This window comes from Bradyrhizobium sp. HKCCYLS1011, from assembly GCF_051167795.1.
Taxonomy (GTDB): domain Bacteria; phylum Pseudomonadota; class Alphaproteobacteria; order Rhizobiales; family Xanthobacteraceae; genus Bradyrhizobium.
The window spans coordinates 366,298-390,135 of the sequence record NZ_JBNPTT010000003.1 but is presented as its reverse complement, the minus strand read 5'-3'; the positions used below and the strand labels follow the sequence as shown (position 1 = coordinate 390,135).

21 protein-coding genes are annotated in these 23,838 nt (G+C 63.2%); 10 read left to right on the top strand and 11 right to left on the bottom strand.

The genetic code is table 11. From position 1 onward, the window contains the following. Positions 1-16 precede the first annotated feature (16 nt). Positions 17-1,003: a GGDEF domain-containing protein gene (locus tag ACQR1W_RS10735; protein WP_008969278.1), complete on the bottom strand. Its 987-nt coding sequence runs from the start codon at positions 1,001-1,003 to the stop codon at positions 17-19. 325 nt (positions 1,004-1,328) lie between these two features. Between ACQR1W_RS10735 and leuS the strand changes: the two genes are divergently transcribed. Genes leuS through holA form a run of 3 tightly spaced genes read left to right on the top strand, consistent with a single transcriptional unit; the run spans position 1,329 to position 5,538 of the window. After that, positions 1,329-3,953, top strand: coding sequence for a leucine--tRNA ligase (leuS, locus tag ACQR1W_RS10730; protein ID WP_434850743.1), 2,625 nt, complete (start codon positions 1,329-1,331; stop codon positions 3,951-3,953). Next, positions 3,940-4,491, top strand: coding sequence for an LPS assembly lipoprotein LptE (gene lptE / locus ACQR1W_RS10725; protein WP_035981564.1), 552 nt, complete (start codon positions 3,940-3,942; stop codon positions 4,489-4,491). Before leuS ends, lptE begins: the two co-directional genes overlap by 14 nt. Positions 4,492-4,509: 18 nt before the next feature. Continuing rightward, on the top strand, positions 4,510-5,538 hold the full coding sequence (gene holA, locus ACQR1W_RS10720; RefSeq protein ID WP_434850742.1) for a DNA polymerase III subunit delta: 1,029 nt from the start codon (positions 4,510-4,512) through the stop codon (positions 5,536-5,538). 241 nt (positions 5,539-5,779) lie between these two features. Here holA and ACQR1W_RS10715 read toward each other — a convergent pair whose 3' ends face one another. The 7 genes from ACQR1W_RS10715 to hemJ form a co-directional block, all read right to left on the bottom strand. Next, entirely contained in the window at positions 5,780-6,673 is an 894-nt protein-coding gene (locus ACQR1W_RS10715) for a ParB/RepB/Spo0J family partition protein (protein WP_434850741.1), read from the bottom strand. A 150-nt stretch (positions 6,674-6,823) separates the two neighbouring features. Further along, positions 6,824-7,675, bottom strand: a complete 852-nt coding sequence (locus ACQR1W_RS10710; RefSeq protein ID WP_008969273.1) for a ParA family protein — start codon at positions 7,673-7,675, stop codon at positions 6,824-6,826. Between the two features lie 28 nt (positions 7,676-7,703). Beyond that, positions 7,704-8,363: a 16S rRNA (guanine(527)-N(7))-methyltransferase RsmG gene (rsmG, locus tag ACQR1W_RS10705; RefSeq protein ID WP_434851139.1), complete on the bottom strand. Its 660-nt coding sequence runs from the start codon at positions 8,361-8,363 to the stop codon at positions 7,704-7,706. A 20-nt stretch (positions 8,364-8,383) separates the two neighbouring features. Continuing rightward, positions 8,384-10,261 carry a tRNA uridine-5-carboxymethylaminomethyl(34) synthesis enzyme MnmG gene (mnmG, locus tag ACQR1W_RS10700; RefSeq protein WP_434850740.1) on the bottom strand — a complete coding sequence of 626 codons (1,878 nt, stop codon included), beginning with the start codon at positions 10,259-10,261 and terminating at the stop codon, positions 8,384-8,386. Between the two features lie 143 nt (positions 10,262-10,404). Then, complete coding sequence (gene mnmE, locus ACQR1W_RS10695; RefSeq protein ID WP_434850739.1) at positions 10,405-11,733, bottom strand: tRNA uridine-5-carboxymethylaminomethyl(34) synthesis GTPase MnmE; 1,329 nt, start codon at positions 11,731-11,733, stop codon at positions 10,405-10,407. A gap of 150 nt (positions 11,734-11,883) precedes the next feature. Further along, positions 11,884-13,149 (bottom strand): transcription termination factor Rho, encoded by a 1,266-nt coding sequence (gene rho, locus ACQR1W_RS10690; RefSeq protein ID WP_008969269.1) that lies wholly within the window; start codon positions 13,147-13,149, stop codon positions 11,884-11,886. A gap of 244 nt (positions 13,150-13,393) precedes the next feature. Continuing rightward, a complete protein-coding gene (gene hemJ / locus ACQR1W_RS10685; protein ID WP_434850738.1) occupies positions 13,394-13,816 on the bottom strand; it encodes a protoporphyrinogen oxidase HemJ in 423 nt (140 codons plus the stop codon). A gap of 415 nt (positions 13,817-14,231) precedes the next feature. On the opposite strand from hemJ, the gene ACQR1W_RS10680 reads away from it, so the two are divergent. From ACQR1W_RS10680 to dnaQ, 4 genes are read left to right on the top strand one after another with little or no spacing between them, the layout of a single operon-like run. Continuing rightward, a complete protein-coding gene (locus ACQR1W_RS10680) occupies positions 14,232-15,074 on the top strand; it encodes a pyruvate, water dikinase regulatory protein (protein WP_008969267.1) in 843 nt (280 codons plus the stop codon). Positions 15,075-15,081: 7 nt separating this feature from the next. Then, positions 15,082-15,690, top strand: coding sequence for a Maf family protein (locus tag ACQR1W_RS10675; protein ID WP_434850737.1), 609 nt, complete (start codon positions 15,082-15,084; stop codon positions 15,688-15,690). A 35-nt stretch (positions 15,691-15,725) separates the two neighbouring features. Next, positions 15,726-16,325: a dephospho-CoA kinase gene (gene coaE, locus ACQR1W_RS10670; RefSeq protein ID WP_434850736.1), complete on the top strand. Its 600-nt coding sequence runs from the start codon at positions 15,726-15,728 to the stop codon at positions 16,323-16,325. 41 nt (positions 16,326-16,366) lie between these two features. Next, complete coding sequence (gene dnaQ, locus ACQR1W_RS10665; RefSeq protein ID WP_434850735.1) at positions 16,367-17,065, top strand: DNA polymerase III subunit epsilon; 699 nt, start codon at positions 16,367-16,369, stop codon at positions 17,063-17,065. A 71-nt stretch (positions 17,066-17,136) separates the two neighbouring features. Here dnaQ and secB read toward each other — a convergent pair whose 3' ends face one another. Beyond that, a complete protein-coding gene (gene secB / locus ACQR1W_RS10660; protein WP_434850734.1) occupies positions 17,137-17,610 on the bottom strand; it encodes a protein-export chaperone SecB in 474 nt (157 codons plus the stop codon). Between the two features lie 368 nt (positions 17,611-17,978). Between secB and ACQR1W_RS10655 the strand changes: the two genes are divergently transcribed. The 3 genes from ACQR1W_RS10655 (at position 17,979) to ACQR1W_RS10645 (ending at position 21,030) form a co-directional block, all read left to right on the top strand. After that, complete coding sequence (locus ACQR1W_RS10655; protein ID WP_434850733.1) at positions 17,979-18,680, top strand: Tim44/TimA family putative adaptor protein; 702 nt, start codon at positions 17,979-17,981, stop codon at positions 18,678-18,680. A 155-nt stretch (positions 18,681-18,835) separates the two neighbouring features. Further along, positions 18,836-20,446, top strand: a complete 1,611-nt coding sequence (gene mltA, locus ACQR1W_RS10650; RefSeq protein WP_434850732.1) for a murein transglycosylase A — start codon at positions 18,836-18,838, stop codon at positions 20,444-20,446. Next, positions 20,443-21,030, top strand: coding sequence for a Smr/MutS family protein (locus tag ACQR1W_RS10645; protein WP_434850731.1), 588 nt, complete (start codon positions 20,443-20,445; stop codon positions 21,028-21,030). The genes mltA and ACQR1W_RS10645 overlap by 4 nt, the downstream gene beginning before the upstream one ends. A gap of 97 nt (positions 21,031-21,127) precedes the next feature. Here ACQR1W_RS10645 and ACQR1W_RS10640 read toward each other — a convergent pair whose 3' ends face one another. Both ACQR1W_RS10640 and hslU read right to left on the bottom strand, forming a co-directional pair. Beyond that, a complete protein-coding gene (locus tag ACQR1W_RS10640; protein ID WP_434850730.1) occupies positions 21,128-22,252 on the bottom strand; it encodes a hypothetical protein in 1,125 nt (374 codons plus the stop codon). Positions 22,253-22,460: 208 nt separating this feature from the next. Continuing rightward, on the bottom strand, positions 22,461-23,765 hold the full coding sequence (gene hslU / locus ACQR1W_RS10635; RefSeq protein ID WP_434850729.1) for an ATP-dependent protease ATPase subunit HslU: 1,305 nt from the start codon (positions 23,763-23,765) through the stop codon (positions 22,461-22,463). Positions 23,766-23,838: the final 73 nt, after the last annotated feature.

Below are 23,838 nucleotides of genomic sequence, written 5' to 3'. Positions count from 1 at the left end.
CAGTCCGTCCGGCGGATCAGCCCACTGCCAGCTTGCGATCGAGCTCGAGCTCGGTGACGACCCGATTGCGGCCGAGCTTCTTGGCAAGATAGAGCGCGCGGTCGCAGCGGTCGATCAGGTCCGTCATCGACTCGCCGAACTGGAATTGGCCGACGCCGATCGAGACCGTGATGCGCGGCAGGATCTCGCCTGTCGACCGGCGAGTGAACTGGCACTCCGAAATCGAGCGACGGATACGTTCCGCAATCCCGGTGCAGGTCTCCAGGTCGGCCCGAGGAAGCACCGCGATCAGCTCTTCGCCACCATAGCGCGCCGGCAGGTCGTTCTCCCGCACGCGCTCGCGGACCGCTTTCGCCACCAGGCGCAGCACCTGGTCGCCGACGCCGTGGCCGTAATTGTCGTTGAACTTCTTGAAGTGGTCGACGTCGATCAGGAGCACGCTGAGCGGCTCGTCCCGCTCCATCGCCGCGATCTGCACTTGACGGAAGAATTCCTCGAGCGCGCGGCGATTGGGCAGACCGGTGAGCGTGTCGGTCCGCGCCCGCTGCTCGGACTTGTTGAGGGAGTCGCGGATCGTATCGAGCTCGCGCGACTTCTCCGCGAAGCTTGCCTCGAGCTTCGCCGCCCGCTCGGTGGCCCTCGCCAACTCGCTCACCAGGTTTTCAATCAGAACCTTGGGATCAAAGCCGTTGACGCTGCGATCGGCCACCTCGTCGATCGCCTCGATCTGGGTCCGGTTCTCGGCGATGGCAGCGGTCAGATACTGCTTCGCGGAATCCATCACGCCGTGAAGCTGCTGCGAGACCTTGTGAACGACCGCCGCATCGGCGCCTTGCGATCCGATATAGGTATCGTACAGCGCCTGGTTGGTGGTCTTGTCGAACTTGCGCTTGTTGCTGATCAGGATGTCGATGGCGCGCTTGAGGTCCGACGACGTGCCGAGCGAGTATTGGAACCAGAGATGAAAGTTGTTGGGTGTGGGTGGCACATTCTGCTGCGCCATCGCACGCATGGCCTTGTCGGCGACAGACGTCGCGTATTCGAAGTCGAGCTCGTGGAACGTGGCGCTGGACACGATTTGGATGGATCCCAATGCGGGCAGCATGGCGCGCGCTGCGGTAATGACTGTCCCACCCAAGTCTTAACCGCGCCTCAATCCGATCTCCGACACTCGACCGCAATGTCGTAAAAATCCTACGAATTACCGTCGCTTAGCGCCCACTCAGGATGGTACCATTATGTGGCCGAGGCATTGACCGAACTGCAGATTTTGTGGCCTAGTCCGCCACTTCAATCGACGCGAATCCCAAGAAATCATAAGCGATTCCATGACACCCGAACGCTACAACGCCCGTGAAGCCGAGCCGCGCTGGCAGCGCGAATGGGACGAAAAGGCGATTTTCGCCGCCAAGAACGACGATCCGCGTCCAAAGTACTACGTCCTGGAGATGTTTCCCTATCCATCGGGACGCATCCATATCGGCCATGTCAGGAATTACACGCTCGGCGACGTGCTGGCGCGCTTCATGCGCGCCAAAGGCTTCAACGTGCTGCACCCAATGGGCTGGGACGCGTTCGGCCTGCCGGCCGAGAACGCCGCGATCGAGCGCAAGGTGGCGCCGAAGGCCTGGACCTACGACAATATCGCGGCGATGAAAAAGCAGCTGCGTTCGATCGGCCTGTCGCTGGACTGGTCACGGGAATTCGCCACCTGCGATCCATCCTACTACAAACACCAGCAGAAATTGTTTCTCGACTTCATGACGGCGGGGCTGGTCGAGCGCGAGAAGCGCAAGGTGAACTGGGACCCGGTCGACATGACCGTGCTCGCCAATGAGCAGGTGATCGACGGGCGCGGCTGGCGTTCCGGCGCTGTGGTCGAGCAGCGCGAAATGAACCAGTGGGTGTTCAAGATCACCAGATACTCGCAGGAGCTGCTGGACGCGCTGGATGGGCTGGACCGCTGGCCGGACAAGGTGCGGCTGATGCAGCGCAACTGGATCGGTCGCTCGGAAGGCCTCCTGATCCGCTTCGCGCTGGATCCCGCCACGACTCCGGCGGGCGAGACCGAGCTAAAGATTTTCACGACGCGTCCAGACACCCTGTTCGGCGCCAAGTTCATGGCGATCTCGGCCGACCATCCGCTGGCGCAGGCCGCCGCCGCGAAGAACCCCGAGCTCGCCGCGTTCATCGCCGAGATCAAGCGCATCGGTACCGCGCAGGAGATCATCGACACCGCCGAGAAGCAGGGCTTCGATACCGGCATCAGGGCCGTGCATCCGTTCGATCCCAGCTGGAAGCTGCCGGTCTATGTCGCGAACTTCGTGCTGATGGAGTACGGCACGGGCGCCATCTTCGGCTGCCCGGCGCACGACCAGCGCGACCTCGACTTCGTCAACAAATACGGCCTCGGCAACACGCCGGTGGTTTGTCCCGAAAATCAGGACCCAAAGTCTTTCGTCATCACCGACACCGCCTATGACGGTGACGGCCGGATGATCAATTCGCGCTTCCTCGACGGCATGACCATTGCCGCGGCAAAGGAGGAGGTCGCCAAGCGCCTGGAAAGCGAGCTGCGCGGCAACGCACCGGTCGGCGAGCGGCAGGTGAATTTCCGCCTGCGCGACTGGGGCATTTCGCGACAGCGCTATTGGGGCTGCCCGATCCCGGTGATCCACTGCCCGACATGCGACGTGGTGCCCGTGCCGGCGACCGATCTGCCGGTGACCTTACCGGACGACGCGACGTTCGACAGACCGGGCAATGCGCTGGACCACCATCCAACCTGGAAGCATGTCACCTGCCCCAAATGCGGTGGCAAGGCTCAACGCGAAACCGACACGATGGACACCTTCGTGGACTCGTCCTGGTACTTCGCGCGCTTCACCGATCCCTGGAATGCAGAGGCGCCGACAACGCCCGCGGTCGCCAACCGGATGATGCCGGTCGACCAGTATATCGGCGGTGTCGAGCATGCGATCCTGCATCTGCTCTACAGCCGCTTCTTCACCCGCGCTATGAAAGCGACGGGCCACGTCGCGATGGATGAGCCGTTCGCCGGCATGTTCACGCAAGGCATGGTCGTGCACGAGACCTACCAGAAGGCCGACGGTACCTTTGTCAGCCCGGCTGAGGTCAAGATCGAGACCGGCGACAATGGCCGCCGCGTCGTGCTGGCTGCTACCGGCGAGGACATCACGGTCGGCCCGATCGAGAAGATGTCGAAGTCGAAGAAGAACACGGTCGATCCGGACGACATCATCGAGAGCTACGGCGCCGACGTCGCCCGCTGGTTCATGCTGTCGGACTCGCCGCCCGACCGCGACGTGATCTGGAGCGATGAGCGGGTGCAGGGTGCTGCCCGCTTCGTGCAACGGCTGTGGCGGCTGATCAACGAATCAGTCGAATTCAGTAAGGCTGCGCCCTCCTCCCGCCCCGCCCAATTCGGCGCCGACGCGTTGGCTCTGCGCAAGGCTGCCCATGGCGCGCTGGACAAGGTGTCGGGCGGCATCGAGCGGCTGCACTTCAACGTCTGCCTGGCTCACATCCGCGAGTTCGCCAATGCGCTGGCCGACGTGCTGGCCAAAGGCAGCCAACCTGCCCCGGACCTCGCCTGGGCGGCGCGCGAGGCGTCCACCATCATGGTGCATCTGTTCTCGCCGATGATGCCGCATCTGGCCGAAGAGTGCTGGCAGGTGCTGGGGCGGCCCGGCTTGGTGTCCGAAGCCGGCTGGCCACAAATCGAACCCGATTTGCTGGTTGAGGACAGCGTGACTCTGGTGGTCCAGGTCAATGGCAAGAAGCGCGGCGAAGTCACAGTCGCCAGCAATGCACCGGATCCGGAAATTGAGGCTGCCGTTTTGGCCCTCGATGCGGTAAAGCTGGCGTTGGACGGGCGGCCCGTCCGCAAGGTGATCATTGTTCCCAAGAGGATCGTGAATGTCGTCGGCTAGGATTCGCATTGCTGCTCGGCTCGTTGCCGTGGCCGCCTTGGGCGCGCTGACCGCCGGCTGCTTCCAGCCCATGTATGCCGAACATGCCGACGGCACGCCGGCGCTGCGCGACAAGCTGATGGGCATCGAGCTGCCGCCGGTCGACAAGCCGAACGCCTCGCCGGAGGCGCGGATCGGCGTCGACATCCGCAACGCGCTCGCCTTCAAGCTCTATGGCAACGCCACCGGTACGGCGCCGACGCACAAGCTGGTGCTGAAATTCCAGACCACCCGTTCGTCCTTGATCGTCGACCCCAACACCGGCCTGCCCACCACCGAGAATGTCGGCATCGACGCGCAGTTCAACCTCGTTGAGCTGGCGACCAACAAATCGGTCCTGACCGGGACGACCTTCTCCCGAACGTCCTACGACATCCCAGGCTCGTATCAGCGGTTCGCGCGTCTGCGCGCATTCCGCGATGCCGAGGATCGCGCCGCCGACCAGATCGCCGAGAACATCAAGACCCGGCTCGCGTCGTATTTCAGCGCCGGCATCTAGCCGGGCTCGCGGCTAGCCGTGGTCGCGCTGCGCGGACGAGACATCGACGCATTCCTGGCAAAGCCGGACGCTGCGCGGCCGATCATCCTGCTCTACGGTCCGGACGCTGGCTTGGTGCGCGAACGCGCCGATGCGCTGATCACCTCCGCGGTCGACAATCCCGACGATCCCTTCTCCGTGGTGAAGCTCGACGGTGACGAGCTCGCCGCGGAGCCGTCGCGCCTGATCGACGAAGCCATGACGGTGCCATTGTTCGGCGGCCGGCGCGCCATTCGGGTCCGGGCAGGTGGGCGCAATTTTGCTAGCGGGGTCGACACACTGGCCGAGATGCCGGTGAAGGACTGCCGGATCGTGATCGAGGCCGGCGACCTCCGGCCGGAATCACCGCTGCGCAAGGCCTGCGAGCGGGCCAAGAGCGCGGTCGCGATCGGCTGCTATCCCGACACCGAGCGCGACCTCGCCAAGCTGATCGACGACGAAATGCGCGCCGCGAATTTGCGGATCGCTCCCGACGCACGTGCGTCGCTGATGGCGCTGCTCGGCGGCGACCGTCAGGCCTCGCGCAACGAGCTGCGCAAGCTGACCTTGTTCGCGCACGGCCAAGGCGAGGTGACGCTCGATCATGTGATGGCCGTGGTCGCCGACGCCTCCGAGATGAAGCTCGACCCGATCGTCGACGGCGCCTTCGGCGGCAAGCCCGATCTGGTCGAGACGGAGTTCGCCAAGGCGATGGTCGCCGGCACCTATCCGGGCGTCATCATCTCGGCGGCGCAACGCCATGCGGCATGGCTGCACAAGTCGGCGCTGGCGGTGGCCTCAGGCACACCGGTTTCCGCGATTCTCGAAGGTGGATTTCCGCGGCTGCATTTCTCGCGCAAGCCGGCTGCGGAAGTCGCGTTGCGCAATTTCTCGCCGGCGCGGCTCATGCCGATCATCGACCAGCTCGCGACAGCCGCGCTGGAGGCACGCAGGCAACCGGCGCTGGCCGCGGCCATCGCCCAGCGCACGCTACTGTCGATCGCGGTCGCTGCGCGGCGGCGAGGATAGAACCACCCTCGCCTTGTGAGCGGCCGGGATAACTAAACATATGGCTGGGACAAGCGGGCCTCATGGTTCTCCCGGCGATGCATAGCATCGTCCGGAGACGCGCGGCCTCGCCGCGCCCTCACCATGAGGATCTGTCATTTTACAGCGAAACAGCTCCTCGTCCTGAGGAGCTCGCCGGGGGCGAGCATCTCGAAGGACGGCGGCACGACCGACTAGGCTCCGAAGACCTACGAACTAATAACTAGCCGTGCTCGAGCCGACGCATCACCTCGTCGAGCTGCTCGAGGTTGCGATAGCTGATCTGGACGGTGCCGCCGGGATCGCGATGGGCGATGGACACGTTGAGGCCGAGCGCGTCACCGACCCGCTTTTCCAGCGCGAGCGTATCGGCGTCCTTCTTTTCCTTGGCCGATGCTGTGCCCGCGCGCGGCTTCTGCGGCTTGCGCTCCGGAACGCCCTCGTCATGCGCCAGCGCTTCGGTCTGCCGGACGTTCAATCCTTCCGCGACGATCCGCTTCGCGGCGGACAGCGGGTCGGGCAGATTGATCAGCGCGCGGGCATGACCAGCCGAGATCTGGCCGGTGGCGATGAAGCCCTGCACCTCCGCTGGCAGCTTGGTGAGGCGCATCATGTTGGCAACATGACTGCGGCTCTTGCCGACGATCTTGGCGATATCCTCCTGGCTGCGCTTAAACTCGTTGGCGAGCGCGTGGTAGCCCTGCGCTTCTTCCATCGCGTTGAGGTCCTCGCGCTGGACGTTCTCGATGATCGCAAGCTCCAGCGCGTCGCTGTCGCTGACATCGACCGGCACGATCGGCACCTCGTGCAGACCCGCCGCTTGCGATGCCCGCCAGCGCCGCTCGCCCGCGATGATTTCGTAGCGGTCCTGCGCGCCCTTCACAGGACGCACGACGATCGGCTGGATCACGCCGTGCTGCTTGATCGAATCGGTCAGCTCGCCGAGCTCGGCCTCGGAGAAGGTGCGGCGCGGATTGCGCGGATTGGGTTTCAGGAATTCGATCGGCACCTTGCGCTGCGCACGCGGACGCTCCGGCGGGGCGCCGGCTTCACGACCGACGTCGCCAATCAGACTTGCAAGACCGCGGCCCAAACGCGAACGCGCTTCATCGGCCATCGCCAGCTCCCTTGGATTCACTTCACTCTACTCCTGATCCCGCCGTGCTTCCGGGACGCAAGGTGCAGGAGCGAACCCGAGATGTATTGATGCGAGAGACAATGCCACGTCGTTGTTCGGATAACCCGAAGCGTCCAAACCCGACGGAGATCAATGTGTCTTGAGTTCGCGCTCGCGCTGAATCACTTCGGTTGCCAGCTTGAGATAGGCTTCGCTGCCGACGCACTTCAGGTCATAGACCAGCACGGGCTTGCCGTAGGACGGCGCCTCCGAGATGCGCACGTTGCGCGGGATCATCGTGTTGTAGACCTTCGATCCCATGAACTGGCGCACGTCGGCGACAACCTGGTTCGACAGGTTGTTGCGGGAGTCGAACATGGTGAGCACGATGCCGTGGATCGACAAGTTCGGGTTCAGATTGGCGCGCACCTGCTCGACGGTCTGCAAGAGTTGCGACAGACCTTCGAGCGCGAAGAACTCACACTGCAGCGGCACCAGGATCGCATCCGAGGCGGCCATCGCGTTCACGGTAAGCAGGTTCAGCGACGGCGGACAATCGACCAGCACATAAGTGTAGTCGGCATCCGGCGAGACATTGTTGTTGAGACCGGCGATGGCGTCGCGCAGCCGGAACGCGCGATTGGCGCTGGAGCCGAGCTCAAGCTCGAGGCCCGAAAGGTCCATCGTCGACGAGGCGATGTGAAGCCGCGGCACCGCGGTCGGGACGATCGCGTCACGCAGCGGAGCTTCCCCGATCAGGACGTCATAGGTCGAGCAGTTGCGGTTGCGGCGATCGATGCCGAGCCCAGTCGAGGCGTTGCCCTGCGGATCGAGGTCGACGATCAGCACGCGTTCGCCGATCGCGGCCAGCGCCGTGCCCAGGTTGATTGCCGTCGTGGTCTTCCCCACCCCGCCCTTCTGATTGGCGAGCGCCAGGATACGCGGCTGGCCCTCCGGATGGGGAGCCCTATCCTCTTGATAGATCTGATCAATTACGGTCATGCGCGGTCGCCATCATCTATCGCGGAGTTCAGTTGCGTCGTTCGATCCGATCGATCTCGACGATCCAGCCCTGTCCGCCCGTCCGGCTGGGATGAAGTTTTGCCGCAATCTTCCAATATTTGGTAGATTCCGTCAATTCAGCTTCTACATCTTGGCCCTTGAGAAACAGCGCCGTTGAGCCTTTGTTAACCAAGGGTTCCGCAAAGCCGATCAGCTGATGTAGCGGAGCCAGCGCGCGCGCGGTGACGCAATCGATTCGCCCGCTCCACTTCTCCACAATATCCCCGATCTCCGACAAATGCACGACACCAGGTGTGCCGGTGACGCGAATCGCTTCGCGCAGAAACGCCGCCTTCTTGGCGATTCGCTCGACCAAATGGACTTGCGCTCCCGGCCTCTCTGCCAAAGCGCAGGCCAATACGACGCCAGGAAAGCCGCCGCCGCTGCCGAGATCCATCCAGATTTTTGCATCCGGCGCGAGCTCGAGGAGCTGGAGCGAATCGGCGATGTGCCGGGTCCAAAGGTGCGGCAAGGTCGACGGCGCGACCAGGTTGGTCTTGGCCTGCCATTCCCTCAGCAGAGCGACGTATCGATCAAGTCGCGCTTCCGTTTCACGTGAAACGGCGATGAGCCGGAGCGCGGCGCCCTTGTCCGAAGCGGCGTCCGCGACTTCGGTTGGCGATGTCATTCGTTTCACGTGAAACGCCCTTACGCCGAGGTCTTCGCACGCCGCGCCTCTCGGCGCAGGTAGGCCGCCAGGATCCCGAGCGCAGCCGGCGTCATGCCATCGATCCTGCTCGCCTGCCCGACCGTCCAAGGCCGCGCCGAGATGAGCTTGGCACGCGCCTCGTTGGAGAGGCCCGGCACCTCATTGTAGTCGACGTCACCAAGCACCATGCCTTCGTCCCGGCGGAAGGCGTCCACATCCGTGCTCTGGCGCTTCAGATAGACATCATATTTGGCATCGATCTCCAGGTGCACGGCAATGGTAGGATCGACCGACCCCAGCTCCGGCCAGATCGCCCGCACTTCGCTCCAGCCCACCGCGGGATAGGCCAGGAGTTCGAAGGCTGATCGGCGCTGGCCGTCTCTGTTCAAGTTCAGCCCATGCTTGGATGCTTCGTTCGGCGTCAGGGCAAGCGATTTCGCCAGCCGCTTCGCCGCCTCAAGCGCCGTCATCTTGGTCCGATGGCGCTCAGCGCGGAAAGCGCCGACGCAGCCTAGCGCGATGCCCTTTTCGGTCAGGCGCTGATCGGCATTGTCAGCACGCAGGGTCAGGCGATACTCGGCGCGCGAGGTGAACATCCGATAGGGCTCGGTGATGCCGCGCGTGACGAGGTCATCGATCATCACTCCGAGATAGCCATCGGCGCGATCAAACACGATCGGATCAGAGCCGCCCGCTGCCAGTGCCGCATTGAGACCCGCGACCAGCCCCTGCGCCGCGGCCTCCTCATAACCCGTGGTGCCATTGATCTGTCCGGCCAGGAACAGCCGCTTCATACGCTTGGTCTGAAGAGTCGGATCGAGCTCGCGCGGGTCGACATGATCATATTCGATGGCGTAGCCCGGCCGGATCATTCGGACCCGCTCAAGTCCCGGGATGGTCGGCAGCAACGCGAGCTGAACCTCCTCCGGCAGCGAGGTCGAGATCCCGTTCGGATAGACCGTGGTGTCATCCAGACCTTCGGGCTCGAGGAAGATCTGATGCCCATCGCGATCTCCGAAGCGGACGATCTTGTCCTCCACCGACGGACAATAACGCGGACCGGTGCTCTTGATCTGTCCGGAGTACATCGGCGAGCGATGGACATTGGCCCGGATGACATCGTGGGTCGCGGCCGTCGTACGGGTGATCCCGCACTGGATCTGGGGCGTCGTGATCCGGTCGGTCAGGACTGAGAAGGGCTCCGGCGGATCATCCCCCGGCTGCATCTCGATCGCATTCCAGTCGATCGTGGTCCCGTCGAGCCGTGGCGGTGTCCCGGTTTTCAGCCGACCGAGCCTGAAGCCGGCGGCTTCCAACGATTTCGACAAGCCTAGCGCCGGCGCCTCACCGACCCGACCGGCCGGCCAGCTCTTCTCGCCGAGATGGATCAGGCCGCGGAGAAAGGTCCCGGTGGTGATGACCACGGCGCCGGCCGAAAGAGACCTTCCATCGGCGAGCTTGAGACCAGTCACCTGGCCGTCCACGACGATCAACTCGTCGGCCTCGCCTTCGATGACCTCAAGATTGGCCGTCTGATGGATGGCGACCTGCATCGCCGCCGCATAGAGCTTGCGGTCGGCCTGGGCACGAGGCCCGCGCACCGCCGGTCCCTTACGGCGATTAAGAACCCGGAATTGAATGCCGCCGGCATCCGCGACATGCCCCATCAAGCCATCGAGGGCATCGACTTCGCGGACCAGATGGCCCTTGCCGAGTCCACCGATCGCGGGATTGCAGGACATCGCGCCAATGGTCGCGAACTGGTGCGTAACCAGCGCGGTCTGCGCGCCCATTCGAGCGGCGGCCGCCGCCGCTTCACAGCCGGCATGGCCGCCACCGATAACGATGACGTCGAACGACTTCAGATCTGTGCTCATGGACCGTTATCTAGCGCTGAAAGGCGACTGTCGGAAGACGTTTCACGTGAAACATGGGATGTCACCCTCGTTGGGCCGTTTCACGTGAAACAGCCGGAACCGCTTTAAGCTCTGGTTAAGTATACGCGCAGATTTCTCAGCACTCATTTCCCGATGCAGAACTCACGGAAGATCACGTCGAGCACATCTTCCACATCCACCCGGCCGAGCAGCTTTCCGAGCGCAAAGGCGGCGACTCGAAGTTCCTCAGCCGCGAGCTCCTCACCCTGCCCGACCGCGTCCAGGCTCCGACGAAGCGCCTCAGCGGTCTCCTCAAGAAGCTTTCTTTGCCGTTCGCGACTGATCAGCCCACTCTCAGAGCTGCCGAAATAGTCTCGGGCGAATATGACCAGCGCATCGAGCAGCTCCGGAAGTCCTTGCCCATACTTAGCCGCGAGCGCAAAGGACGGCACACCGAGTGAACGATCGAACGTGCGGCTGCCTGCTTCGTCGATCTTGTTTCTGATCAGCCAGATCGGTGCCTCGCCCGCATAATCGATCTTAGGCTCGTCGGTTTCGGCGAGCCATAGCACCAGATCAGCTTCCGCGGCGCGCATCCGCGCTCGGCGGACGCCCTCCTGCTCGACCGGATCCTCGGTGTCGCGGATCCCGGCCGTATCAATGACCGTCACCGGATAGCCGTCGAGATCAAGCTGAACTTCGATGACGTCACGCGTCGTTCCGGCATAAGGCGAGACAATCGCGACCTCGCGGCGGGCGAGCTGATTCATCAGAGTCGATTTGCCGGCGTTGGGTGGACCGGCGATAACCACGGTCAGGCCGTCACGCAATCGCTCAGCCCGGCCGCGCTGGGCGAGCACGTTTTCGATCTCGCCGAGCAACGCCTTGATCCGGATGATCGCGGGTCCGATCAGTTCGTCCGGCACATCACTCTCGTCGGCGAAATCGATTCCCGCTTCGATCAAGGCCGCGGCTTCGATGATCTGGCTGCGCCAGTCGCGCGCCCGATCACCGAGCAGACCCCTGAGTTGACGCAGCGCCTGCCGCCGCTGCCGATCAGTGTCGGCATGGATCAGATCGTCCAGGCCCTCGGCCTCCGTGAGATCGATCTTGCCATTTTCGAACGCGCGTCGGGTGAACTCGCCGGGCTCTGCGGCGCGGAAATCCGGAAGCGCCGACAACGCCGCGAAGAGCGTCGACAAAACGGCTCGGCTACCATGGACATGGAGCTCGGCGACATTCTCGCCGGTGGCGCTGGCCGGCCCCGGAAACCACAGCACTACGGCATCATCGATCGGCTCGCCGGCGGCATCCCGCAACAAGACGCGCACCGCAGTCCTGGCTGCCGGCAGTTTCCCCGCCAGAGTCTGCAGCGCCAGCCCGGCCTGCGAACCCGATAATCTGACGATCGCAATCGCGCTCGGCAGCCGTCCGGAGGACAAGGCATAGATGGTTTGGTCGTGGGGATACATGCGTCCTCAGGTGGACCCACACAGCACCAAACACAATCGATTTGCCGCAAGATGCTTTACGTCCGGTGCCACGCCCCGCCGGCGAACACTCGCAAACAAAAAGGGCGCCTGTGACGGCGCCCTTCGCAAAAGCCAGATCGAAGCCAGCTATCAGGTATTCATCGACTCGAAGAACTCGGCATTGCTCTTGGTATTCCGGAGCTTGTCGAGCAGGAAGTCGATCGCATCCATCGTGCCCATCGGATTGAGGATGCGGCGGAGCACGTACATCTTCTTGAGGTTCTGCGAGTCGGTGATGAGCTCTTCCTTGCGGGTGCCAGAGCGGGCGATGTCGATCGCCGGGAAGGTCCGCTTGTCCGCGACCTTGCGATCGAGGATCAGCTCGGAATTGCCGGTGCCCTTGAACTCTTCGAAGATGACTTCGTCCATGCGGCTGCCGGTATCAACCAGCGCGGTCGCGATGATGGTCAGCGAGCCGCCTTCCTCGATGTTACGCGCCGCACCGAAGAAGCGCTTCGGCCGTTGCAGGGCATTGGCGTCGACGCCGCCGGTCAGCACCTTGCCGGATGACGGCACGACCGTGTTGTAGGCGCGGCCAAGCCGGGTGATCGAGTCCAGCAGAATGACCACGTCGCGGCCATGTTCGACCAGGCGCTTGGCCTTCTCAATCACCATCTCCGCGACCTGGACGTGACGCACCGCTGGCTCGTCGAAGGTCGACGACACGACCTCGCCCTTCACCGAGCGCTGCATGTCCGTGACTTCCTCCGGACGTTCGTCGATCAGGAGCACGATCAAATAGCATTCCGGATGATTGGCCGTGATGGAGTGCGCGATGTTCTGCATCAGCACGGTCTTGCCGGTACGCGGCGGGGCCACGATCAGCGCGCGCTGGCCTTTGCCGATGGGAGCGACGATGTCGATCACGCGGGCGGACAGGTCCTTGCGGGTCGGATCCTCGAGCTCGAGCCGGAAGCGCTGATCCGGAAACAGCGGCGTGAGGTTGTCGAAATTGACCTTGTGCTTGGACTTCTCGGGATCCTCGAAGTTCAGCGTGTTGACCTTGAGAAGCGCGAAATAACGCTCGCCCTCTTTGGGGCTGCGAATGTGGCCTTCGATCGTGTCGCCGGTGCGCAAGCCGAAACGGCGAATCTGCGAGGGCGAGACATAGATATCGTCGGGCCCCGGCAGGTAGTTGGCATCCGGTGAGCGCAGGAAGCCGAAGCCGTCGGAGAGAACCTCGACGACGCCTTCGCCGATGATGTCGGTCTCGGCGATCGCGAGCTGTTTGAGAATGGCGAACATCAGCTCCTGCTTGCGCATCGTGCTGGCGTTCTCGACCCCATTTTCCTCGGCGAAGGAGACAAGCTCGGCCGGAGTTTTTGATTTGAGGTCCTGAAGTTTGATTTCCCGCATTTGGGGGAGTCCTGTGGAGCGGCGAGGGAAGGATGCGAGGTGGTTGTGGGAAGCGCGGACGGAAATGAAGGTCCGCAGGTCTAAGCAAGGTTGGCGCCATCAAGGCACCAAACCTGATGCGGCGGCCGGTTAAACCGGGACGCAACCACATCCGCCTGCGTGGGGTGGGATAAACTCAATATAGAAAATTGCGCCCCATTTCGCAAGGCGCCCCGCAGCAAAGCGTCATGCAGACTTTACCTGCCTAAAACGGCTTTACAATCACGAGGATAACGATTCCGATCATCAGAACGGTCGGGACCTCGTTGATGATGCGGTAAGACCGCTGGGGCCGCTTGTTGCGGTCGGCCGCAAAATCCTTGACGCAGCGCGACAGGAAGCCGTGCACGCCGGACATGATCAGGACCAGCAGAAACTTGGCGTGAAACCAACCGGCTGTATACCAGTGGCCGGCCCACACCAGATAAAGCCCCGCCAGCCAGGTCACGATCATCGCCGGATTGATGATCGCCTTGAGCAGCCGACGCTCCATGACCTTGAAGGTCTCGGACTGCTTCGATCCAATTTCGGCTTCGCAATGATAAACGAACAGCCGCGGCAGATAGAGCATGCCGGCCATCCAGGAGATGACGGCAATGACGTGCAGAGCCTTGATCCACTCGTACATGGAGACGCGCAACCCCGTTGAGCGGACTCAAGCCGCCTTGCAAGCGAGACATATCCGCTCGCTCGGTCTCCTCCAAACCAAATAAATTTTGAATCTAAGGTTTGAGTCTGGTTGGACGTGGATTTGACTCACACAATTCGGCTCGCAGCTTACCCTTGGCTTGTCCACATCCCCCAGCGTGTCGGGACTGAATCTCCGTCAGCGGAACAAGTCGATGCCCATCAGATGTTTGCGCCGATCGATCGACAGCTTATCCAGAGACAAATGGACCCGCTCCCGATATCATCGGACAATCGGGCTGACTTATCCTGACCTGCAGGCGTGTGTAGAAAAAAAGCGGTTATCCCAAGCGCGGCGGCCGACCTCGGATTTTCGCCCGATCCATCACCAGGATTCACAGATTGTTAAGGACTTGATGCCCACCACCGGCAACTACTTTCACCTGCATTTGGTTTCCGACTCGACCGGCGAAACCCTGATCACGGTCGCCCGCGCGGTCGCTGCGCAATACACCAATGTCACACCCGTTGAGCATGTGTATCCGCTGGTCCGCAGCCAGAAGCAGCTGGATCGCGTCCTCGACGAGATCGAGGAATCCCCGGGCATCGTGCTGTTCACGCTGCTCGAAAAGGATCTCGTCAGCCGGCTGGAAGCCAAGTGCCAGGAGCTCAACATCCCCAGCCTGTCGATCATCGGGCCGGTGATGCAGCTGTTCGAAGCCTATCTCGGCGCCGCGACGGCCGGCCGTGTCGGCGCGCAGCACGTGCTCAATGCGGAATATTTCGCGCGCATCGACGCGCTGAATTACACCATGCTTCATGATGACGGGCAGCTGGTCGAGGATCTCGAACAGGCCGAGGTGGTGCTGGTGGGGGTGTCCCGCACCTCGAAGACTCCGACGTCGATCTATCTTGCCAATCGCGGTGTTCGCACCGCCAACGTGCCGCTGGTGCCCGGCATTCCGATTCCGCATCAGCTCGAGACGCTGTCGAAGCCGCTGGTGGTCAGCCTGCATGCGACGCCCGAGCGGCTGATCCAGGTTCGGCAGAACCGGCTGCTCAGCATGGGCGCCGACGCCACCAATGAGACCTATATCGACAAGCAGTCGGTGGCCGAAGAAGTTGCCTATGCGCGCAAGCTCAGCGCCAAGTTCAACTGGGTGATGCTCGACGTCACGCGCCGCTCGATCGAGGAAACGGCGGCTGCCATCCTGAAGCTCTATACCGACCGGCAGCGGCAGCGACAGCCGGAGTCATGAGGGCAGCATGACACTCTGGCGCGGTGACTTGCCGCTCGTGCTTGCCTCGCAAAGCTCGGCACGACGGGCGTTGCTCGACAATGCCGGGCTGGCCTGCCTGGCAGAGCCGGCCGATATCGACGAGCGCGCAATCCAGAACGAGTCCGGCCTGTTCGCGCCGTATGAGATCGCGCTTCATCTCGCGCAGGCCAAGGCGCTTGCAGTCTCGGCCAAACGGCGAGGTCATCACGTGGTCGGTGCCGACCAGACGCTGGCGCTCGGCGACCGCATGTTCAACAAGCCGGCCGGCCGCGACCAGGCTGCACAGCAGCTGCTTGCGCTCGCTGGCCGCACCCATGCGCTGCATTCGGCCGTCGTGGTCGCTCGTGATGGTGAGGTGGTATTCTCGCATGTCGCGGTCGCCTGGATGTCGATGCGGCCGCTAAGTGAAGCAGACGTCTCGGCCTATCTCGAGGAGGCCGGCGCCGCGGTCATCACCAGCGTCGGCGCCTATCAGCTCGAAGGCCTGGGCGTACATCTGTTCGACCGCATCGATGGCGATCACTTCACCATCCTCGGTCTGCCGCTGCTGCCGTTGCTCGCCTTCTTCAGGGACGCACGACTGCTCGCACTATGAAGCCTACGTTTCAGACTGAGCGCGGAGAGGCGTGAATGAGAGTGCTGGGTCTGACCGGCTCGATCGGGATGGGCAAATCGACCACGGCAAAGCTGTTCGCCGAGGCCGGGGTCCCCGTCTACGATGCCGACGCCACCGTCCATAAAGTATATGAAGGTGAGGCGGTGCCGGCGATCGAGGCGGCCTTCCCGGGGACGACGTTCGACGGCAAGGTCGATCGTGCCAAACTGTCGGCGAAGGTCGTCGGCGATGCCGAGGCGATCCGGCGCCTCGAGGCCATCGTTCATCCGATGCTACGGTCATATCACCAGAAGTTTTTGGATGACGCTGAACGCTCCGGCGCGCCGGTTGCGGTGATCGACGTGCCCCTGCTGTTCGAGACCGGCGGCGACAAACGCGTCGATGCCGTGGTCGTCGTCACAACCTCACCCGACATTCAGCGTGAGCGCATCCTGGCGCGCGGCACGATGTCGAGTGAGGCACTCGATGCCATTCTGGCCCGCCAGATGCCGGATGAGGAAAAGCGCAAGCGGGCGGATTTCGTCGTGGATACGTCACACGGACTTGACCCGGTGAGGGCGCGCATTCACGACATCCTGGATCAGGTTGTTAAGATGCCGCCGCGGCGGATCTGATTCGCAGCGCGTCAAGCGACCTGAACGGACCTGACAAGACCATGCGTGAGATCGTTCTCGATACCGAAACCACCGGCCTTGATCCCTTGCGCGGCGACCGGCTGGTCGAGATCGGCTGCATCGAGATCTTCAATCGCATGCCGACGGGCCAGACCTTCCATCGCTATATCAATCCCGAGCGCGACATGCCGGCCGAGGCTTTCGCGGTTCACGGGCTGTCGAGCGAGTTTCTCGCGACCAAGCCGCTGTTCCACGAGGTGGTCGAGGAGTTTCTCACCTTCATCGGCGATGCGCCGCTGGTGATCCATAACGCATCGTTCGACATTGGCTTTATCAACGCCGAGCTCGATCGGGTGAGCCGGGTGCCGATCCCGCGGGAGCGGCTGGTTGACACGCTGCTGCTCGCGCGCCGCAAACATCCCGGCGTCTCGAACCGGCTGGACGATCTGTGCTCGCGATATGCAATCGACAATTCCCGCCGTACCAAGCACGGCGCATTGCTCGACGCCGAGCTGCTGGCGGAGGTCTATGTCGATCTGGTGGGAGCGCGGCAGTCGCAGCTCATCCTGACCCAGGAGAGCGTGGAGATCCGCGTGGGAGCGTCGACTGACATGCCGCGCCGGCAGCGCGAGGTGCCGCTGGTCCCGCGGGTCACGGACGCCGAACGTGAGGCGCATCGCGCCTTCGTCGCGACCCTGGGCGAGAAACCGATCTGGAACGATTTCCTGGCGGCCACGTGATCCCTCGGGCCATCGGCCAAAGGGATCACGCGCCTTTCAATTCATTTAATTAAGAAGAACGTCGGCAGCGCTCAGCTCGGCTGGCCAGCGCCCTGCCGTTCCATATTCTGCCGGTACAGGCCGACGAAATCCACCGGATCCAGCATCAACGGCGGGAACCCGCCGTCGCGCACGGCCGTGGCGACGATCTCGCGGGCGAACGGGAACAACAGCCGCGGGCACTCGATCAGCAACATCGGCGACAGGTTCTCGCGAGGGATGTTGACCAAGCGGAAGACGCCGCCATAGATCAGCTCGAAGCTGAACATCAGCTTGCTCGCGCTTTCGGCCTTGCCCTCGATCGAAAGCGTCACTTCGTACTCGCTCTCGGCGATGTTATTGGCGCCGACATTGATCTGAATGTTGATCTGCGGCGGCTGGGCCTGCGGCGTCAGCGACTGCGGGGCATTCGGATTCTCGAATGAGAGGTCCTTGGTGTATTGCGCCAGGACGTTCAACTGAGGGGGAGGGCCCGCCTCGGGGGTGGCACCGTTACCGTTGGTCATGAGGGTGTTCTCCTGGCAGAAAGGGCGGATCGTCGCGGCGCGTGGCTAACATAGGGCTGGTCTGTTCCACAAGGATGCGGGCGGATCTTGCGGTGCCGACCCTTGGCGGGCCGGTAGCCGGGGCCGGGCCGGGGGCGCGCCGAAATGGCCGTTAAGCGATTGAACATGCATTAACTCCCCCGCGCGGGATTTCCCCTTTCTAGAGAAAGAGGTTACAATCCCCGCGCCAGAATGCGCCATTGGCCGGGCCCAATTTCATGACTACATCCAGGCGACAACCGACCCTGTAGTCCGTGCCGGCTTTTGAGGACGGAGAGCCCGACAGTCGGTTCCGTGGCCGGCGCGACAAGTCAGAAAGCGAAAACGACGTGGATATTTATACCATCATCTTCCTGGCGTTGGCGGTTTTCATCTTCGTGCGCCTGCGCGCCGTGCTCGGTCAACGCACCGGCAACGAGCGCCCGCCGTTTGACCGCACCGCCCGCAATGCTGTCCAGGGCGTGCCGGACAGCAATGTCATCCCGGTTCCGGGCAAGCTGATCGATCCGGGGGTTCCCTCGCAGACGGTGGACGTGGCTCCCTCAGCCGACCGGTGGAAGGGTCTGACCGAACCAGGTACGGCGCTCGCCCGCGGGTTGGATGCGATCGTCGCCCAGGACTCGTCGTTCGATCCGCGCCATTTCATCTCCGGTGCCCGCAGCGCCTATGAGATGATCGTACTGGCCTTCGCCAACGGCGATCGCCGCGCGCTGCGCGATCTGTTGTCGTCGGACGTCTATGACAGTTTTGAAACGGTCATCAAGGATCGGGAAAGGCACGAGCAGAAGACCGAGACGCGGTTTGTCTCGATCGACAAGGCCGAGCTGGTCGGAGCCGATCTGCGCGACCGTACTGCGCAGCTGACCGTCCGCTTTGTCTCCCAGATGGTCTCGGTCACACGCGACAAGGCCGGTGCGATCGTCGACGGCAATCCGGACAAGGTCGCCGACATCACCGACATCTGGACATTTGCCCGTGACATCACCTCACGCGATCCGAACTGGAAGCTGGTCGGAACCGGCAGCCATTGACGTAAGACGGTGATGAGTGTCGCGATGACGATGGCTCATGGGAATATTGCAAGAGCCTGAGACTGGCGCGAGGGGGAGGACATCGCGCGCAACACGGATTTGCTTAATCCTTATTTTCCAAACTTCGCGTTGAGTGGTGCTTGGACGGTGCAGCGATGGTGCGCGAATTTTGGAAGCCGCCTTTTCCCGGCAATCGCCTCAGCTATGTTGTCGCCGGCCTCGGCCTGATCGCGGTTGCGGGCGTGCTCACGCCCTATGCCGCCGAAGCTGTTCGAAGCTCGCGTCGGCACGAAGCTGCAGCGCCAGTCCGCCAGCTCCCCTACCCGCCTCTCGACTTGCCGTTACAGATCGCCGGCAGCCAGTATGTTCCATTGGCCTGGGCCGATGTTCCCGGCTGGGCCGAGGACGACCATCTGGCGGCGTATCGGACCTTCCGGGCGAGCTGCAAGCCGATCGCGGCGCAGCAGAATGCACCTGATGACACGAAAGCGCTGGGTGGTTCGCTGCGCGATCCCTGTCGTGCGGCGGAGACGCTCGACCCCAGCGACGCGGCCAAAGCAAGAGCCTTCTTCGAACGTCATTTCCAGCCGTTGAAGATCTCCCGGCTGGGCGATAGTGACGGCTTCGTCACCGGCTATTACGAGCCGATCCTGGACGGATCGCGCACTCAGAACGAAGTCTACAACGTTCCGGTCTATCGCCGGCCTTCGAACGTGTTTGTCCGCGGCTTCAAGCAGGATGCGCCGAACCTGCCTAACAAGGGACCGGTCTACCGCAAGATCGGGCGCCGCAAGCTCGTGCCTTATTATGATCGCGCGGCGATCGAGGACGGCGCGATCGAAGGACGCGGCCTGGAAATCTGCTGGCTCAGAAGCCAAGTTGATCTGCTCTTCGCCCAGATCCAGGGCTCTGCGCGGATCGCGCTCGATGACGGCACGACCCTGCGCATCAACTACGATGCCTATAACGGCCAGCCCTATACCCCGGTCGGCCGCATCCTGATCGAGCGCGGCATCATCCCGCGCGAAGAGATGTCGATGCAGCGGATCAGGGATTGGATGGAGCAGAACCCGAACGCCGCCGACGAGGTGCGCCGGCAGAACCGCTCCTACATCTTTTTCCGCGAGGTCAATCTATCGGACAAGGACGAGGCGGTGGGCGCGCAGGGCATTCCGCTGACGCCGGGGCGGTCGATCGCCGTCGACAAGTCGCTGCATGTCTACGGCACGCCGTTCTTCATCACGGGCGACCTGCCGATCGAGTCCGAGCGGTCGAAGACGCCGTTTCATCGGCTGATGATCGCGCAGGATACCGGCTCGGCGATTGTCGGCCCGGCACGCGCCGATCTGTATTTCGGCGCCGGCGCAGAAGCCGGCAGGATTTCCGGCCGGCTCAAGCAGAATATCCAGTTCGTGATGCTGGTGCCGAAGGCGCTCGATCCGGTCGGACGCAGCCACAAGATGCCCCTGCCCGATCCGCGGCCCTCGGAAAAGATTGCCAAGCTGTTTCCGCAGCTGCCGCCGAAGGAGCCGGCCAAAGATCAGGCGAAGGGACAGACAAAGGACCAAGCCAAGGACCAGAAATCGGCAGCGATCGCTCCCGACGTTTCGACCGGATCGGCTCCCGCCGCGGCAACGACTTCGTCGGCTCAATCCGATACGAGCTTGGCCCAAAGAGTGCCGCTGCCGGAGGCCAGGCCGAAGGTCGCGAGCGACGACAAGACCGACCACTTTCGTTATGGCAGGCGCCGCCATCATCGCCGATGAAACCGCCACTCGCATCGCAGGATCCGAAGCCGCCGCGCGGCCGCAGACGCGGTCTCAGCGAAGAAGATCGCGCGCTATGGGAGACCGTGGCCAAGCAGGTCAAGCCGCTGCGCAAGAAGCCACGCCCGGCAAAGCTGCATCCGCCGATGTCGGCATCTGAGCCGGCCATGGCCAAGCCCTCTGCCCCGCCCCGGCCTGCTGCTCCGATGCAAGTGCCGAAACCTGCAAAGCCGGCGATGCCGCCGCTGGCCCCGCTCGGCCGCCGCGAACGCGCGCGCTTGTCGCGGGGCCGCAACGACATCGATGCGCGGCTCGATCTGCACGGCATGACCCAGCATCGCGCGCATCAGGCGCTGCACCTGTTTCTGCAGCGGGCTCACAGCGAAGGCTTCACTTTCGTGCTCGTCATCACCGGCAAGGGTACGGTCGGCAACGACTCCGAGCGCGGGGTGCTGCGCCGCCAGGTGCCGCATTGGCTGAGCCTGCCGGAATTCCGGCCCTTCATCGTCGGCTTCGAGGAAGCCCATATCGGACATGGCGGGGCGGGCGCGCTCTATGTGCGGATCAGGCGGGCACGATCCTGACCAGAGCATGATCCGGAAAAGTGCGAAGCGGTTTTCCGGCGCGACAAACGTGGAAAACGTTTGCGCGGAGATCATGCTCAAGACAAGAGCTAGAAGATCAGAATGGACGGATGATTCCGACCCGCGGCATCAGCGTGATGACCCAGCCGAGAATCGTCGTCTTTCGATCATCCGACGAGATCGGCGCAACGGCCTTGGCCGCCGGCAACGTCTTCGCCGCGTGCAGCAACAGCATCATGCAGACCGCCCAGCTCGAGATCCAGCGGGCGTAGTCGAACACGGTCAGGAAGATGATCAGATAGCCAAGGCTGACGCCGATCAGGGCGGCAATGACGATGCGCCGGTGCCGCTGGTCCGCGAGCGCGCCGATGACCGCAGCAAAGTAGCGCCACAGCGGCGTGTGCAGCCAGATCAAGAGCGCATAGACGGGCACGCCGAGCAGGTTCGAGGGCATGCGGGCCCAGGTGTCCTGGAATTCCTTGGCCAGCGGCTGGTACCAGACATAGGCGAATTCCAACAGATCGGTGCGCGAGGGATCGGCCATCCGGCTCTTTAGGTAGAGCACGAAGTCGGCCTGCGGAATCGGCATGGTCCCGAAGAATTGCGCCGCGAGGAACAACGCGCCGAGGCCGACCACTGCCAAAGCGCCAACGCCGACATTCAGCGGCGTCAGATCGCGCGCGAGGTAATGGCGCAGCACGGTGATCGCGATGATGGTCGGCACATACATCAGGAGATGGATATGGTGGATCAGGATCAGCAGCGCCGAGAGCAGCGTGGCAAGCAGAACGTAGGCGAGCGAGCGCGCCGGCACCAGCAGCAGGATGATCGCGGCCAGGCAGCCATAGATGTCGAAATGGCCGAGCGCGAACATGAAGTTCTTGAGGAAGAACGGGGAGCCGATGATGAAGACGAACAGCGGCAGCTGCTTCTCGTCGAAGCCGAACGTTCGGCGGAACAACTGCACGAACAAGCCGAGGGTCAGCAGCCATACCGAGCCGCCGAGGACGAAGACCAACCAGACCGGAATCTTCGTCGTAAACAGCGCGACGACCGCGCCGATCAGTGCCCGCTTGATGAAGCCGAAATGATAGTCGACCAGGAGATGGATGTAGGGAATGAAGGGCCGCTGCGTGAGCTTCCACAGGAAGAGGCCCGTCATGACGGTGGCGTTCACCGCCAACATCACGCGCCAGGGATTCTGTCGCGCGGTTCGCTTCATCTTGCGCTGAACGCAGCTGCACGAGTCCAACTGTCGTCCCGGCCAAGCGAGCTCCCGGCATCGCGCAGCGATGTCCGGAGGCGAGCGCGAGCCGGGATCCATAGCCACCGATGCCGATGTTGTGCGAAGGCAAGGGCCACGTCGACGCCTGCTACTAAGTTCGGTGGTTATGGGTCCCCGCTTTCGCGGGGACGACGGAAGGACCAGGTTACAAAATAAACCGGCTCAGATCGGCATTCTTGGCGAGGTCGCCGATGTGCTGCTGCACATAGGCGGCATCGACCCGGATGGTCTCGCCATTGCGATCGGACGCGGTGAAGGAGATCTCATCCAGCACCCGCTCCATCACGGTCTGCAGCCGCCGCGCGCCGATATTCTCGACCGTGGAGTTGACGGCCACCGCGACGTCGGCCAGCGCGTCGATCGCATCGTCGGTGATGTCGAGGGTGACGCCCTCGGTGTGCATCAGCGCCACGTATTGCTTGATCAGCGAGGCCTCCGGCTCGGTCAGGATCCGGCGCATGTCGTCGCGGCTCAGCGCCTGCAGCTCGACCCGGATCGGGAGGCGGCCCTGCAGCTCCGGCAGCAGGTCGGAGGGTTTTGCAATGTGGAAGGCGCCCGAGGCAATGAACAGGATGTGATCGGTCTTGACCGCGCCGTGCTTGGTCGAGACCGTGGTGCCCTCGATCAAGGGCAGCAGATCGCGCTGCACGCCCTCGCGCGAGACGTCGCCGCCGAGGCGATTTTCGCGCACGCAGATCTTGTCGATCTCGTCCAGGAAGACGATGCCGTTGTTCTCGACCGCAGCGATCGCCTCCAGCACCAGCTGGTCATCGTCGAGCAGCTTGTCGGATTCCTCATTGACCAGAATGTCGTGGGAGCCGGCAACCGTGAGACGGCGCGTCTTGGTGCGGCCGCCCATCTTGCCGAACAGGTCGCCGATCGAGATCGCGCCCATCTGGGCGCCCGGCATGCCCGGGATCTCGAACATCGGAAAGCCGCTGCCGGACGACTGCGTCTCGATCTCGATTTCCTTGTCGTTGAGCTCGCCCGCGCGCAGCTTGCGGCGGAACGAATCCCGCGTGGTCGCGCTGGCGTTGGCACCGACCAGGGCATCAAGCACGCGCTCCTCGGCGGCAAGCTGGGCCCGTGCAGCGACGTCCTTGCGCTTGCGCTCGCGCACCTGGATGATCGCGACCTCGACCAGGTCACGGACGATCTGCTCGACGTCGCGGCCGACATAGCCGACCTCGGTGAACTTGGTGGCTTCCACCTTCAAGAAGGGCGCGCCGGCGAGCTTGGCCAGTCGTCGCGCGATCTCGGTCTTGCCGACGCCGGTCGGCCCGATCATCAGGATGTTCTTCGGCAGCACCTCTTCGCGCAGGCCGGAGTCGAGCTGCAGGCGCCGCCAGCGGTTGCGGAGCGCGATGGAGACCGCGCGCTTGGCGTCGGCCTGGCCGACGATGTAGCGGTCGAGTTCTGAGACGATTTCGCGGGGGGAAAAGTCGGTCATGGGTCCTAGCTAAGGCCGGATTGGGATCGGAACAAGTCAGCCCCGAGACACCTTGCGTCGCGGCTAGCGGGCC